We start from the raw sequence: 14268 nt of genomic DNA on the forward strand, positions 1-14268 counted from the left end.
CGAGGGATCTCTTCCAACTCACCTCGGGAACAACGTCGTTCACCTGTCGAGCAGGGGCAGAAAGCGCCTTACCGCGTTCCGGGGTGCTCGATCCGCGTGACGAACGCGGCGAGGTCGGCGACCACGCGCTCGGGCTGTTCCCAGTGGACGCAGTGACCGGCCCCCGGGTAGGCGAGGAAGTCGGCGCCGTGAATGGCGTCCAGGATGGTCCGCTGGTCCTCACGGGGCAGGAACTCGTCCTGTTCGCCCCAGATGACGAGGGCGGGCACCAGGATGCCCGCGAGGGTCGCGCGGAGATCGGCGTCGAGGAGACCGCGGGCGGTGTCCTTCCAGACGTACGCGGGAAGTTTGAGGTTCTCCTCGATCATGGTCTCGACGAAGCCCCGGGCGATCGGGCGGGCCACCGTGCCGGCCAGGAAGTCCTCGACGAACGCGCGGGGCACGGGATCGGGCAGGGCTTCCATGGCCTTCACCAGCCTGGTGACGGCCGGTTTGTCCGCGAGGGTGCCGGGGACGCCGAGCAGCACCAGACCCGCGATGCGGTCGGGGTGGCTGCCGGCGACGATGCGGGCCGGCACTCCGCCGCTGGACGCCCCGACCAGGACGGCACGGGGGATGTCGACCGCGTCCAGGAAGGCCACCAGGTCCGCGGCGAAGTCGTCGGGGGTGTAGCCCTCCGGGGGCCGGCCGGCGTCGCCGTGCCCGCGCTGGGTGGGCGCGTAACCGTGCAGGGACGCCGGAAGGCGCCTCAGGAGGGGTTCGAAGGACCACCAGGAGTCGGCCAGACCGTGCACGAAGACGACCGGTGTACCACCGGGGTAGCCGGCGTCGGCGTACGGAAGGGTGAGCCCTTCCCGCACCTGCGCGGACTTCAGGGAGATCACGGTCACGGCACCCTGCCTCCTTCCGCCCGGCCACCGGGGTCCGGGAACCCGGGAGCGGAGAGCGAGCGGCGATCCCTTCCGACAGTACCGAGGGGCGGCACCCGCCGCGCTGCGAAACGGTCCGGCCGGGCGCCGGTCCGGGCGGGTGACCGCGGTGGGCGGGACGCCCCGCGGGGTTCGGCGCGCGGCGGCCCGGGGCGGCGCCCGTGCCGTACGCGGGGACCGGGCACGGGTTCCGGCGGCGGGACCCGCTCCCGACCGGTCCCCGGGAGCGGTTAGGGTGTGCGTCGTACCGGACACGGGGTGCCCGTCCCAGGGCTGAGATCACACCCGTCGAACCTGAACCAGTTCATACTGGCGGAGGGATGTCTTCCATGCCATCGGCGCATGTTTCCGGCGGGCTGCCCGCCGACGGCCGGCCCGCCGTCTTCGACGGACGGATGCCCGCCGCACCCGGCGACCTGCGGGTGGAGGGGCACGGCATCGAGCCGGTCCCCGAGACCAACCGGTACGGCGGGGCCGGGCGCCTGTTCACCGTGTGGTTCGCCCCGAACCTGACGATGACGGGTGTGTTCACCGGCACCATCGGCATCGCGCTGGGGCTGGACTTCACCACCGCCCTCACGGCGGTGGTCCTCGGAACCGTGCTCGGCGCACTGCCCACCGCCTATCTCAGCACCTGGGGCGGGCTCACCGGTACCGGTCAACTCCCGCTCGCGCGGCTGGCGTTCGGCCGTGCGGTGGTGCTGCCCGGGACGCTCCAGTGGCTGTCCTCGGTCGCCTGGGACGCGTTGATCGGACTGTTCGGCGGGGACGCGCTGGCACGGCTGTGCGGCTGGCCGTTCTGGCTCGGCGTGCTGGTGACGATGGCGGCCCAGGGTGCCCTGGGCGTGCTCGGCTACGAAGCGATCCACCGTCTGCAGACCGTCATGACGTTCGTGCTCGCCGTGGCCTTCACGGTGATCGCCTGGCGGATGCTCGACGGGGTCCACCCCGCGGCGAGCGGGTCCGCCGCAGGTGCCGACCGTGTCGGCGCGTTCGTGCTCACCAGCACCATCGCGCTGAGCCTGTCGCTGTCCTGGGCGCCGTACGCCGGTGACTTCAGCCGTTATCTGCCGCGCACGACGTCCCGTCCGCGGATGTTCTGGTGCACCCTGCTCGGGCTCGTCGCGTCCTTCGTCGCGGTGCAGGTCCTCGGGCTGTGGGGCGCGTCGGTGCTGACCGACCAGACGGCGGCGGGCGTGGACACGCTGCTGGGCGGCGGTGCCGCGGGCGCGTTCGGGCTGCTGGCCGTGGCGCTCGCCGCGGTGTGCAGCAACGCCATGAACGACTACAGCGGTTCGCTGGCCCTACAGACCCTGGGGGTCCGGATACCGCGCCCGGCGGCGGCCGCCCTGGCCGCCGCGCTCGGCTTCCCGCTGGTGCTGTGGATGCACGCGGCCGACACCACCGCGCGCTTCCAGAACGTGCTGCTGTTCGTGGGCTACTGGATCCCCGGGTTCGTCGCGATCGTCGTCGTCGACTGGATCGCCCGGGGGCGGGAGCGCGCGGGCGCCCCGGTCGACGTCGCCGCCGAGATGGCACGTCCGCACTCCGGATGGCCCTCGCTCGTGGCCTTCGTCGCGGCGTTCGGCGCGGCCGTGCCGTTCATGGACACGGGCCTGTACGTGGGTCCGGTGGCCGACGCGCTGCACGGCGCCGACCTCTCGTACTACGTGGCGTTCCTCGTCGCCCTCGCCCTCTACGCCCCGCTGCGGCTGCGCCGCCGCGCCTGAGGCCCGCCCGCCGCTCCACCGGCCGCGGGCCCTCGGGCCCGGCGCCGTACCCGAGAGGAACACCCCCATGACCGCACCGCCCCGCGTCCTGACCGTCGCCGGATCCGATTCCGGTGGAGGCGCAGGGATCCAGGCCGACCTGAAGACCATGCTCGCGCTGGGCGCCCACGGGATGAGCGTGCTCACCGCCGTGACCGCGCAGAACTCCGTGGGGGTGCAGGGGGCTTGGGAACTGCCGGAGGAAGCGGTGCGGGCCCAGTACCGCAGCGTGGTCGACGACATCGGCGTCCAGGCCGTGAAGACGGGGATGCTCTCGTCGCCCGGACTGGTCGCCACCGTCGCCGAGTTGCTGTCCGACGTGGGCGTCCCGGTCGTCGTGGACCCGGTGAGCGTCTCCAAGCACGGGGACCGGCTGCTGGCCGACGACGCGCTGGACGCCGTACGGACCCTGCTGCTGCCGCGGGCGACCGTGGCCACCCCGAACCTCGACGAGGTCGCCCAGCTCACCGGGGTGAAGGTGGACGGCGAGACGGGTATGCGCCGGGCCGCCGGACTGCTGCTCGCGTTCGGTCCCCGCTGGGTGCTGGTGAAGGGCGGCCACCTGCCCGGCGAGGCGGTCGACCTGCTCACCGACGGAACCGCCGAGCACTGGCTGCGCGCGCCGCGCCACGACAACCGGCACACGCACGGTACGGGGTGCACGCTCGCCTCGGCCGTCGCGGTGGGCCTGGCCGAGGGCCTCGAGGTGCCGGAGGCCGTACGGCGGGCCAAGGAGTACGTGACCGCCGCGATCGAGGCCGGTTTCGCGCTCGGTGCCGGCATCGGACCGGTGGACCACGGATGGCGGCTGCGCCGGGAGGGCTGACCCCCTCGAGGCCGTGGTCCGGGGCGCCGCGCGGCCTCCTCCGCCCGGCGCCGGACACCCGTTCCGCGGTCCCGCGCAGCTCCTGCCCCGGACGCTGAACACCCCGGCCCCTCCCGTGCGTACTGATCGGAACAGCGACAGTCGTCTGCTCTCCCGTCAGGTACGCGGACAGGCAGATCCGGATCCAAGGAGCACACCATGAAGGCGACCGCGCAGATCGGCGTCACAGGGCTCGCGGTGATGGGCCGCAATCTGGCCCGCAACTTCGCCAGGAACGGCTACACCGTCGCCGTCCACAACCGCACGCCCGCGCGCACCAAGGCACTGGTCGAGGAGTTCGGGCACGAGGGCGCCTTCGTCGCGGCCGAGTCGGCCGAGGACTTCGTGGCGGCGCTGGAGCGCCCCCGCCGCCTCATGATCATGGTGCAGGCGGGTGCCGCCACCGACGCCGTCATCGAGGAGTTCGCCCCGCTGCTCGAAACCGGTGACATGATCATCGACGGGGGCAACGCCCACTTCTCCGACACCCGTCGCCGCGAACAGTCGCTGCGCGAGCGCGGCATCCACTTCGTCGGCGCGGGTGTGTCAGGCGGCGAGGAGGGCGCCCTCAACGGGCCGAGCATCATGCCCGGCGGTTCCCCGGAGTCGTACGCCTCGCTCGGTCCGATGTTCGAGTCGATCAGTGCCAAGGTCGACGGCGAGCCCTGTGCCACGCACGTCGGCACGGACGGTGCCGGCCACTTCGTCAAGATGGTGCACAACGGCATCGAGTACGCCGACATGCAGCTGATCGGCGAGGCCTACGACCTGCTCCGCCGCGTCGGCGGCTACACCCCGCCGCAGATCGCGGAGATCTTCCGGCGCTGGAACAAGGGCCGCCTCGACTCGTACCTGATCGAGATCACCGCCGAGGTCCTCGCGCACACGGACGCCGCCACCGGGGAGCCGTTCGTCGACGTCGTGGTGGACGCCGCAGGGCAGAAGGGCACCGGCCGCTGGACCGTGCAGACCGCGCTGGACCTCGGCTCCCCCGTGACCGCCATCGCGCAGGCGACCTTCGCCCGGGCCGCCTCCAGCCAGGACGGGCTGCGCGCCGCCTACCGCGGTCTGCCCGGCGGCACTCACTGGGACCTGTCGGGGACCGAGGCCGAGCGCTTCACCAGCCAGGTCGAACACGCCCTGTACGCCTCGAAGCTGATCGCCTACGACCAGGGCTGGAAGATGATCCTGGACGCCGCCGCCGAGTACGGCTGGGACATCGACCTCGGCGAGGTGGCGAAGATCTGGCGCGGCGGCTGCATCATCCGCGCGGCATTCCTCGACCGCATCCGGGCCGCGTACGCCGTCGACCCGGGCCTGGTCAGCCTGCTGTCCGACGCGGGGTTCGCCACCGAGATCAAGGACGCCCAGGTGCCGTGGCGCGAGGTCGTCTCCATCGCCACCCGCAGAGGCGTCCCGGTACCCGCGTTCTCCGCGGCCCTGTCCTACTACGACACCCTGCGCGCCGACCGGCTGCCGGCCGCCCTCACCCAGGGCCAGCGCGACTTCTTCGGCGCCCACACCTACCGGCGCACCGACCGCCAGGGCAGCTTCCACACACTGTGGGGCGAGCCGTCCCGCGACGAGACCGAGATGCTGTGACCCCACTCGGGTGACACATGAGCGAGGAGCGGGCCGCACACCCCGGCGGGGGACGCGCGGCCCGCTCCCGTGTCTCACTGGGCGGCGAGTCCCCGGGACCTGAACTGTTCGCGGACGCGTTCGGTCAGGGCGGGGTCGGGTACGGGGTTGTCCCGCAGGGGGAAGGGGATGCCCAGGGCCTCGTACTTGGGGGCGCCCATCTTGTGGAACGGGAGGACGTCGACGCGGTCGACGTTCCCGAGCCCGGAGAGGAACCGGGCGAGTCCGTCGACGGTCTCGGGGGCGTCGGTGTGGCCGGGGACGAGGACGTAGCGGATCCACACCGGGATGCCGAGGCGGTCGAGCCGGGTCGCGAAGTTGAGCGTCGGGGCGAGTTCGCCGCCGGTGAGCTTGCGGTAGGCGTCGACGTCGAAGGACTTGATGTCGAGCAGCACCAGGTCGGTGTCCGCGAGGAGCCGGTCGTCGGCGCGGGAGCCGAGGAAGCCGGAGGTGTCCACGGCGGTGTGCAGTCCGGCCTCCTTGCAGCGGCGCAGTACCTCTCCGGTGAAGGCGGGCTGGAGCAGGGGCTCGCCGCCGGTGACGGTCACCCCTCCCCCGGCGGCGGTGATGAACGGCCGGTACTTCTCGATCTCCGCCATCACCTCGTCGACGGTGGCCTCCTTGCCGTCGCGCATGTGCCAGGTGTCGGGGTTGGCGCAGTAGAGGCAGCGCAGCGGGCAGCCGTTGACGAAGAGGACGAACCGGGTCCCGGGACCGTCCACACCGGTGGACAGGTCCCAGGAGTGGATCCGGCCCGTCGTGGCCGTCCTCACAGTGCTCCGTGGAAGGTGCGGCTGATGACGTCGAGCTGCTGCTCACGGGTCAGGCGGACGAAGTTGACGGCGTAGCCGGAGACCCGGATGGTCAGCTCCGGGTACTTGTCCGGGTGCTCCATCGCGTCCTCCAGGGTCGCCCGGTCCAGGATGTTGACGTTCATGTGGAAGCCGCCGGAGGCCATGTAGGCGTCGAGGATGCCGACGAGGTGGCCGGCGCGCTCGGCGGGCACGTGTCCGAGTCCCTCCGGGGTGATCGTCGTCGTCAGGGAGATGCCGTCGCGGGCGTGCTCGTAGGGCAGCTTGGCGACGGAGAGCGCGGAGGCGGCGACCCCGTGCCGGTCGCGGCCGTTCATCGGGTTCGCGCCGGGCGCGAAGGGCGCTCCCGCGCGGCGGCCGTCGGGCGTGTTGCCGGTGTGCTTGCCGTAGACGACGTTCGAGGTGATCGTCAGCACCGACTGGGTGTGCTCGGCGTCCCGGTAGGTGGGGTGCTCGCGCACCTTGTTCATGAAGGAGTCCACCAGGGCGACGGCGATGGAGTCGGCCCGGTCGTCGTTGTTGCCGTACGCCGGGTAGTCGCCCTCGGTCTCGTAGTCGACGGCCAGGCCGGTCTCGTCCCGGATCACCTTGACCCGGGCGTACTTGACGGCGGACAGGCTGTCGACGGCGACGGAGAGGCCGGCGATGCCGCAGGCCATGAAGCGGTGCACGGGGTGGTCGTGGAGCGCCATCTCGATGCGTTCGTAGGCGTACTTGTCGTGCATGTAGTGGATGACGTTGAGTGCGTTGACGTACGTCTCGGCCAGCCAGTCCAGCATGACGTCGTACGCCTTGGACAGTTCGTCGTGGTCCAGGTACTCCCCCGCCAGGGCCGGGGTCTCGGGAGCGACCTGCTCGCCGCTCATCTCGTCCCGGCCGCCGTTGATCGCGTACAGCAGCGCCTTGGCGAGGTTGACCCGCGCGCCGAAGAACTGCATCTGCCGGCCGACCGCCATCGCGGAGACGCAGCAGGCGATCGCGGTGTCGTCACCGGTGCGGGGCCGCATGAGTTCGTCGGACTCGTACTGGACGGCGCTGGTGTCGATGGAGACCTGGGCGCAGAACTCCTTGAAACCGGCGGGGAGCCGGGGCGACCAGAAGACGGTGAGGTTGGGCTCGGGGGCCGGTCCCAGGTTGTAGAGGGTCTGAAGGAAGCGGAACGAGGTGCGGGTGACCAGGGGACGGCCGTCCTCGCCGATGCCGCCGATGGACTCCGTGACCCAGGTCGGGTCCCCGGAGAACAGCGCGTCGTACTCGGGAGTGCGCAGGAACCGTACGATGCGCAGCTTGATCACGAAGTCGTCGACCAGTTCCTGGGCCCGGGTCTCGTCCAGGGCCCCGGCGGCCAGGTCTCGCTGGAGGTAGACGTCCAGGAAGGTCGAGGTGCGGCCCAGGGACATCGCCGCGCCGTTCTGTTCCTTCACGGCGGCGAGATAGCCCAGGTACAGCCACTGCACGGCCTCGTGGGCGGTGGCCGCGGGACGGGAGACGTCACAGCCGTACGTCGCCGCCATCCGGGTCAGTTCACCCAACGCCTTGATCTGCTCGGCGAGTTCCTCGCGGTCGCGGACGATGTGCTCGGTGGAGGGCGCCGCGTCGAGGACGGCGCGTTCCGCGCGCTTGGCGGCGATGAGCCGGTCGGTGCCGTACAGGGCGACGCGCCGGTAGTCGCCGATGATCCGGCCCCGGCCGTAGGCGTCGGGCAGGCCGGTGATGATGCCGGCCTTGCGGGCGGCGCGCATCGCGGGAGTGTACGCGTCGAAGACGCCGTCGTTGTGGGTCTTGCGGTAGGTCCCGAAGACGCGGGTGACGAATTCGTCGGGCTCGTAGCCGTACGCCTTCAGTCCGTTCTCGACCATGCGCAGACCGCCGCCCGGCATGATGGCGCGCTTCAGCGGAGCGTCGGTCTGGAGGCCGACGATCAGCTCCCGCTCGCGGTCGATGTATCCGGGGGCGTGCGAGGTGATCGTGGACGGGGTCGCGGTGTCGACGTCGAGGATCCCCTTCCTCCGCTCCTCGGGGAAGAGCGCGCTGACCTTGCCCCAGACGGCCCGGGTTCGCTCCGTCGGGCCGGCCAGGAAGGTGGCGTCCCCCTCGTAGGGCGTGTAGTTGGCCTGGATGAAGTCGCGGACGTCGACGCGCTCGCGCCATGCCGTTCCGGCGAAGCCCTGCCACGCCTCGGCCGTCCGGCCCTCGGTCTCCCGGCCCTCGGCCGCCACCGTTGTGGTCATTGCCGGTCTCCCTCGCACAGTGTCCAGGTGTTCGGCGCTTCCGCGCCTTCCGCGTCTTCGATCCTTGTCGTCCGGGCCGGCCCCGGCGAGGGCCGGACAGCACCGGCGTTCACGCCGAAAGCCCTCGGCCGGGTAGGGCCGTTCGGCCTCCTGCGCCTCACAGGGGCAGTTCGACGCCGTACAGCGTGCGGCCTCCCACGAGTTCGCGGCCGGTGACCAGTTCGGACGCGATCCGGATGAAGACGTCGCGGGGCGAGGCCACCCAGGAACGGGGCCCCGTCCGGATGAGGTGATCGTGCTCGGCGGGGTCGCTCACCACCAGGGCGTGGCCCGTCACGACCACGCTCCAGCCGGAGTGCGCGGCCGCGTCCACCGCGTCGGCCTCGAACGCCACCACCACGCCGTCGATGGAGCGGGCCAGTTCCGAGTCGGCCGACGTCCGCAGCACGACGGCGGACTCACCGTCGAGACCGAAGTTGACCGGCACGACCGCGGGCAGGGCGTTCCGCGTGTGGACCACCCTGCCGATGGGAGCGCCGCCGAGCCGGTCCAGGCACTCCTGCCGGCCGAGTTCACGAAAGCCGTCGTTGGGATTCATCACCGGAGCCAACTCTCACGCGTCGGGGCGGCACAGCAGTGCGGCACAGCGGTACAGCGGTACAGCGGTACAGCGACATACGGTTCAGATTCCGGCGGCCGGCGCAGGGGGTACAGGGCCCATTGGTCCCGGCCGGACGGAGAGTGGCCGCTTCCCGGCGACCGCTTCCCGGCCGCCGCTTTCCGACGACCGCCTCCGGGCCGCCGGCCCGGCGCCCGCGTCACCGCACGGCGATCCGGCGGCCGGAGATCCCTTCCTCGTCGACGCGCACCCACAGGTCGCGCTCCACGTCACCGGCCCAGGGCCGGCTGTGGGCGAGGGCGTCGAGCCGCCGCACGGCGTCGGCACCGGTCACGGCCCGCCCGCGTCCCCGGACGAGCACGCTCCAGCCCTGGCTGAGGGCCTCGTCGATGTGGTCCACCTCGAAGGCGACACGGGCTCCGACCGCCGTGGCGGGTGCCGAACCGGGCGCCGTCCTGAAGGAGACCGACCCGTCGACGACGCTGTAGTTGACGGGAAGGACCGCGAGCCCCTCAGGGGTGTCGAGGGCGATCCTCCCGACGCCGTGCGTCGACAGCCGCGCCCGGCACTCCTCGGGATCGAGTTCGACCAGTTCGGAGTGGGCCGCGGCCCGGCCGATGCCCGGCGGCAGCTCGACGTCGCCGCCGTGCAGCGCGGCGACGCTGGTGCCCAGGGCGTCCGCGAGCCGGATCAGGGCGCTCGCCCCGGGCGCCGCGGTGGGCCGGCGCTCCAGGTACCGGAGGTAGCCGACGGCGACGCCCGCGCGGACGGCCGCGTCCTCCTGGGACAGGCCGAGCTCCTCGCGCCGCGCGGCGATGCGCCGCCCGACGTCTCCCGTCACGGCCGTCGTCCCGGCCCCGGACGTCGTGCCCGAGTACTCGCGCGGCGAGTCCGTCCCGCTCGGAATCCCGCTGTGCGTCGCCTGCGGCGCCCCTTCGGACATGAGGCCTCGTGTCTGCTCGGACATGCCCCTTCACTTCCTTCCGGCCATTTCCTGCCGACTTCCTGCCGACAGGACGTCCCGACCTGCGGAGCGCCCGACGGCCAGGACGGACAGTGCCTCGACGGCGGTCCGTTCAGCATGCTGTTCGACCTCTCATATCCATCCTGACCGGGGCAGATGCCCCACACATGGGCCGTTCGGTCCTCGTGGCGGGACCGGACGTCCCCCTCCACCGCTCGCGCGCGCCGCGATCCGCTTGCACTGTTGGGGTGTAGCGAGGAGGTGCGGTGCCATGCGCGGAGCACAGGGTGCGAGGCAGTGGTGCTGGCGCTGGCGGAGGAATCCGCTGCGTCGCCGTGACGACGTCTTCGAGGCGTGGATCGTGCTGATCGTCTGGACGGTGATGGTGCTGGGCGGCACCGTCGCCGGTCTGGTGACGGCCCACGCCGCCGAGGCGTCCTTCACGCGGCTGCGCCACGACCGGCACGCCGTCCCGGCCGTCCTGGTCGTCGGTACGGGATCGGCGGTACCCGCCGGGGAGAGCGCGGTCTACGACCATGTCCGGGCGACGGTCCGGTGGACGGCGTCGGACGGGTCGCCCCGGGTCGGCAGCGCCCTGGTGGAGTCCGGGCACAAGGCCGGATCGCACGTGATGATCTGGCTGGACGCGCGGGACCTCCCGACGACGGCGCCTCCGACCGGAAGCGCGGCGGCCACCGAGTCCAGCCTGCTGGGCGTCGGCGCCGGCATGGCCCTGGGCGGCCTGGTCTTCGGTTTCGGCGGCCTCGTCCGGTGGCGCCTCGACCAGCGGCGCTACGACCGGTGGGAGCGCGAGTGGGAACGGCTCGGCCCGCAGTGGGGGCACAAGACCCCGTGACATCCCGGACGGCGACCGGCCGGGTCCACAGGACCGGACGTCCCGGAGGGCCGCAGGACCGGCGGTACCGGAAGGCCGGGGAACCCGGGGCCCTGAGGGCCGGTGGCCCCGGAGCCCCTGAGAGCCGGAGGACCCGGGGACCCTGAGGACGGTGGTCCCGGAGGACCGGTCGGCCGGTGGGCCGACGGATCAGGCAGTGGGCCGACGGATCGGGCGGCCCTGGTGCCCGGGACGCGAAGAACCCCGGGAACCACCCCGGGGCCCTCGTCGCGTACCGGTGACCGAGCGGTCAGTCGTGCGGGACCACCGCGACCGGTGCGGTGGAATGGTGCAGCACCGCTTGTGTCACCGGACCGACATGACTGCCGACCGGGGACTGCCGGTTGCGGCGGCCGACCACGACCAGCGAGGCGTTCCGCGAGGCCTCCACGAGATGGGGACCTGCACCGCCGATCACGGCCTGCTCGCGCACCTCGACGGCGGGGAACTTCTCCCGCCAGTGGGTCAGGACCTCGGTCAGCTGCCCCTGTGCCTCGGTGAGCAGCTCCTCGTCGACCCCGGCGTCGAGGGCTCCGCTGTAGCCGTAGTACGGCGGCAGGCTCCAGCCGTGGACGACGTGCAGGTCCGTCGCCCGGCGGGCCGCGGCGCGGAAGGCGAACTCGATCACGGAGGCGTCCGGGTGCTCCAGGTCGAGTCCGAGGACGACCTCCTCGTGCCCGGCCGTCCCCGCGGGCGGCACGTCGGCCCGTACGAGCACGACCGGCGTCCGGCTCCGGGCCACCACGGCCTGCCCGACGGATCCGGTCAGGAAACCGGCGACCGTACCGAGGCCCCTGGACCCGAGCACCAGCAGCTCGGCGCCCTCGGCGGCGGCCAGCAGCGCGGTGACGGGCTGCTCGGCGACACGCTCGGCCGTGACGGACAGACCGGGGTGGTCCTCGACGAGCTTGTCCGCGGTCTCGCCCGGCAGGCGCTCCGCCCATTCACGCTGCGGGTCCTCCGACGGCGGCGGGACCGAGACACCGGCCAACGGACCGTAGACGTAGGGATGCCACAGCCAGGCGTGCACGAGATGCAGCCGGGCGTCCGTGCGCCGGGCCTCACGGGCTGCCCACTCGGCTGCGGCGAGGCTCTCGGACGAGCCGTCCAGACCGACGACGATGGTGCGGGACATCTGGTGACCTCCTTGGGGGATGCGTGATCAGTCTCGTGTCCGCACGGGCGCCGGAGGAGGGGCCGCTGGTCCTCCGTAGGGACCAACCGGCCCATGTGGCAAGGGACTTCACGCCTCCAGGAGGACGACGCCGGTCGTCCGCACGGCAGGGGCCGCCGACGGCCGTGCCGTGGCCGTCCTTGCCGACGGGTGCCATGCGGCTCGCGACCGGGGCCGGACGGCCCATGGCGGCGGGCGCACCGCGGGCGGAGATTCGAGAGGGAAGGGCCGAGCGCCAGGGAGAGGCAGGATCATGAACGCTTCCACCACATCCACCATGCTGCGGGCGCTGCCCGCCCAGCACCGGGAACAGTTGTTGCGCGTGGCCCACGAGGTGTCGTTCCCCGAGGGCGCCCGGCTGTTCGAGGAAGGCGGCCGCGCGGGCCGGTTCTGGATCGTCCGGACCGGGACCGTGGCCCTCGACCTGCGGGTCCCGGGCCGCCGCCCGGCCGTCATCGAGACCCTCGGCCACAACGAACTCGTCGGCTGGTCCTGGCTGTTCGCCCCGCACGTCTGGCATCTGGGTGCCGAGGCGACGAGCCCGGTGCGTGCCTACGAGTTCGACGCCGAGGAGGTCCGGGCCATGTGCGAGAACGATCCCTCGCTCGGCATGGCCGTGGCCCAGTGGGCCGGCCGGATCGTCGCCCACCGGCTCCAGTCGGCCCGGACCCGGCTGCTCGACCTGTACGCCCCCTACGGCAGCGGCATCGCGCGCTGACCGCGCCCGTCACGCCGACGGCCGCCGTCGGAACCGACCGAGGAGTCACCGTGAACGGCAGTCCGCACATCGTGAGCGACGTGATGACCCACACGGTCGCCGCCATCGGCCGTGGGGCCGGGTTCAAGGAGATCGTGCGGCTGATGGAGCAGTGGCGGATCAGCGCCCTGCCCGTCGTGGAGGGCGAGAGCCGGGTGATCGGGGTGGTCTCCGAGGCCGATCTGCTGCCCAAGGAGGAGTTCCGCGACCACGACCCCGACCGGCGTACGCAGCTGCGGCGGCTGGGCGATCTCGCCAAGGCCGGCGGGGTGACCGCCGAGGACCTGATGACGTCCCCGGCGGTCACCGTGCGGGCGAACGCGACCCTGGCACAGGCCGCCCGTGTCATGGCGCGCGCGAAGGTCAAACGGCTGCCCGTCGTCGACGAGCTCGGCGGCCTCGAGGGCGTCGTCAGCCGCGGCGATCTCCTCAAGGTGTTCCTGCGCGGCGACGAGGACATCGCCGAGGAGGTCCGCCGGGAGGTCGTGGCCCGCCTGTTCCACGCGTCGCCCGCGGCGGTCCGCGTCGAGGTGCGGGACGGTGTCGTCACCCTGTCCGGGCGCGTCCGCGACACCACGCTGGTGCCGGTGGCCGCCCGGCTGGCGCGGGGCGTCGAAGGAGTGGTGGACGTGGGCTTCGACCTCACGGGCCCGGAAGGCCGCCCATAGCCGTGGACCGTCCATCGCCCCCGGCGTTCAAACAGGCACAAAGTACACAAAAGCGAAACGGGAGCGGGCTCGTATGGGCCGGTCGGCCCTAGTGCATCCGGATCGGAAGAGTGATGATCGACCCTAGGGGGCCCACAGTGCGTGGTCCATTACTGAACAAGGGGTCGTCATGACCGAGGCGCGTACGTTCTCCGAGCAGAACCCGATCAGGGTCTTCCTGCTGGACGACCACGAGGTGGTGCGCCGTGGTCTGACGGACCTCCTGGACGCCGAGCCCGACATCTCGGTGGTCGGCGACGCGGACAGCGTCGAGCACGCCCTGGTGCGCGGTCCCGCGCTGCGCCCCGACGTGGCGGTCCTCGACGTACGTCTGCCGGACGGCGACGGCATCACCGTCTGCCGGGAGCTGCGCAGCCAGATGCCCGAACTGTCCTGCCTGATGCTGACGTCGTTCGACGACGAGGAGGCGCTGCTCGACGCGATCATGGCCGGTGCGGCGGGTTACGTGCTGAAGCAGATCAAGGGGTCCGACCTGATCTCGGCGGTCCGTACCGTCGCCTCCGGCCAGTCGATGCTGGACCCGACGACGACCGCCCGGCTGATGCGCAAGCTGCGCACGGACCCGGCCGAGGAGCCGCCCCTCTCGCAGGAGCTCGCCGGCCTCTCGCCGCGCGAGCGGGACATCCTCGCGCTGATCGGGGACGGGCTCACGAACCGTGAGATCGGCAAGGAGCTCTACCTGTCCGAGAAGACCGTGAAGAACCACATCTCACGGCTGCTGGCCAAGCTCGGCGTCCAGCGCCGCGTCCAGGCCGCGGTGCTGGCCAACCAGCTCGAGCACCCGGAGACGGCCGGCCACCACTCCGCGCGCTGAGCCCCTTCCGGGGCCGGGAGCCCGGCGGCCCGGGTCCGGCCCCGGGCCCCCACCCTGCACCTGGTGACCG

13 protein-coding genes and 1 riboswitch are annotated in these 14268 nt (G+C 72.3%); of the genes, 7 read left to right on the forward strand and 6 right to left on the reverse strand.

The annotated features are described in order from the left end of the window. Window positions 1-68: 68 nt before the first annotated feature. Window positions 69-890 (reverse strand): alpha/beta fold hydrolase, encoded by an 822-nt coding sequence (locus CW362_RS12530; RefSeq protein ID WP_103549493.1) that lies wholly within the window; start codon window positions 888-890, stop codon window positions 69-71. A 283-nt stretch (window positions 891-1173) separates the two neighbouring features. Further along, window positions 1174-1267, forward strand: a riboswitch (TPP riboswitch). Between CW362_RS12530 and CW362_RS12535 the strand changes: the two genes are divergently transcribed. From CW362_RS12535 to gndA, 3 genes are all read left to right on the forward strand, one after another. After that, on the forward strand, window positions 1259-2659 hold the full coding sequence (locus CW362_RS12535; RefSeq protein WP_103549494.1) for a purine-cytosine permease family protein: 1401 nt from the start codon (window positions 1259-1261) through the stop codon (window positions 2657-2659). (Overlaps the previous riboswitch by 9 nt.) A gap of 67 nt (window positions 2660-2726) precedes the next feature. Next, complete coding sequence (gene thiD, locus CW362_RS12540) at window positions 2727-3524, forward strand: bifunctional hydroxymethylpyrimidine kinase/phosphomethylpyrimidine kinase (protein ID WP_103549495.1); 798 nt, start codon at window positions 2727-2729, stop codon at window positions 3522-3524. Window positions 3525-3722: 198 nt separating this feature from the next. Beyond that, window positions 3723-5165 carry an NADP-dependent phosphogluconate dehydrogenase gene (gene gndA, locus CW362_RS12545; RefSeq protein WP_103549496.1) on the forward strand — a complete coding sequence of 481 codons (1443 nt, stop codon included), beginning with the start codon at window positions 3723-3725 and terminating at the stop codon, window positions 5163-5165. A 74-nt stretch (window positions 5166-5239) separates the two neighbouring features. On the opposite strand, the gene pflA is transcribed toward gndA, so the two are convergent. The 4 genes from pflA to CW362_RS12565 all read right to left on the reverse strand — a co-directional run bounded on the left by pflA (window position 5240) and on the right by CW362_RS12565 (window position 9833). Next, window positions 5240-5977, reverse strand: coding sequence for a pyruvate formate-lyase-activating protein (pflA, locus tag CW362_RS12550; RefSeq protein WP_103549497.1), 738 nt, complete (start codon window positions 5975-5977; stop codon window positions 5240-5242). Next, window positions 5974-8247, reverse strand: coding sequence for a formate C-acetyltransferase (pflB, locus tag CW362_RS12555; protein WP_103549498.1), 2274 nt, complete (start codon window positions 8245-8247; stop codon window positions 5974-5976). The genes pflA and pflB overlap by 4 nt, the downstream gene beginning before the upstream one ends. Window positions 8248-8404: 157 nt before the next feature. Next, window positions 8405-8845 (reverse strand): pyridoxamine 5'-phosphate oxidase family protein, encoded by a 441-nt coding sequence (locus CW362_RS12560; protein WP_103549499.1) that lies wholly within the window; start codon window positions 8843-8845, stop codon window positions 8405-8407. 220 nt (window positions 8846-9065) lie between these two features. Beyond that, a complete protein-coding gene (locus tag CW362_RS12565; protein ID WP_240657764.1) occupies window positions 9066-9833 on the reverse strand; it encodes a helix-turn-helix domain-containing protein in 768 nt (255 codons plus the stop codon). A gap of 268 nt (window positions 9834-10101) precedes the next feature. Between CW362_RS12565 and CW362_RS12570 the strand changes: the two genes are divergently transcribed. Next, complete coding sequence (locus CW362_RS12570) at window positions 10102-10686, forward strand: Rv1733c family protein (RefSeq protein ID WP_103549500.1); 585 nt, start codon at window positions 10102-10104, stop codon at window positions 10684-10686. Between the two features lie 289 nt (window positions 10687-10975). On the opposite strand, the gene CW362_RS12575 is transcribed toward CW362_RS12570, so the two are convergent. Next, window positions 10976-11860 (reverse strand): universal stress protein, encoded by an 885-nt coding sequence (locus CW362_RS12575; protein WP_103549501.1) that lies wholly within the window; start codon window positions 11858-11860, stop codon window positions 10976-10978. Between the two features lie 292 nt (window positions 11861-12152). On the opposite strand from CW362_RS12575, the gene CW362_RS12580 reads away from it, so the two are divergent. From CW362_RS12580 to CW362_RS12590, 3 genes are all read left to right on the forward strand, one after another. Continuing rightward, the gene (locus CW362_RS12580) at window positions 12153-12617 is read left to right on the forward strand and encodes a cyclic nucleotide-binding domain-containing protein (RefSeq protein WP_103549502.1); all 465 of its coding nucleotides are present in this window, start codon (window positions 12153-12155) and stop codon (window positions 12615-12617) included. A gap of 50 nt (window positions 12618-12667) precedes the next feature. Next, window positions 12668-13324, forward strand: a complete 657-nt coding sequence (locus tag CW362_RS12585) for a CBS domain-containing protein (protein ID WP_103549503.1) — start codon at window positions 12668-12670, stop codon at window positions 13322-13324. 169 nt (window positions 13325-13493) lie between these two features. Then, window positions 13494-14198, forward strand: coding sequence for a response regulator (locus CW362_RS12590; protein WP_103549504.1), 705 nt, complete (start codon window positions 13494-13496; stop codon window positions 14196-14198). The last annotated feature ends 70 nt before the right edge of the window (window positions 14199-14268 follow it).

Origin of the sequence: Streptomyces populi (genome assembly GCF_002911015.1) — a bacterium.
Taxonomy (GTDB): Bacteria; Actinomycetota; Actinomycetes; order Streptomycetales; family Streptomycetaceae; genus Streptomyces; species Streptomyces populi.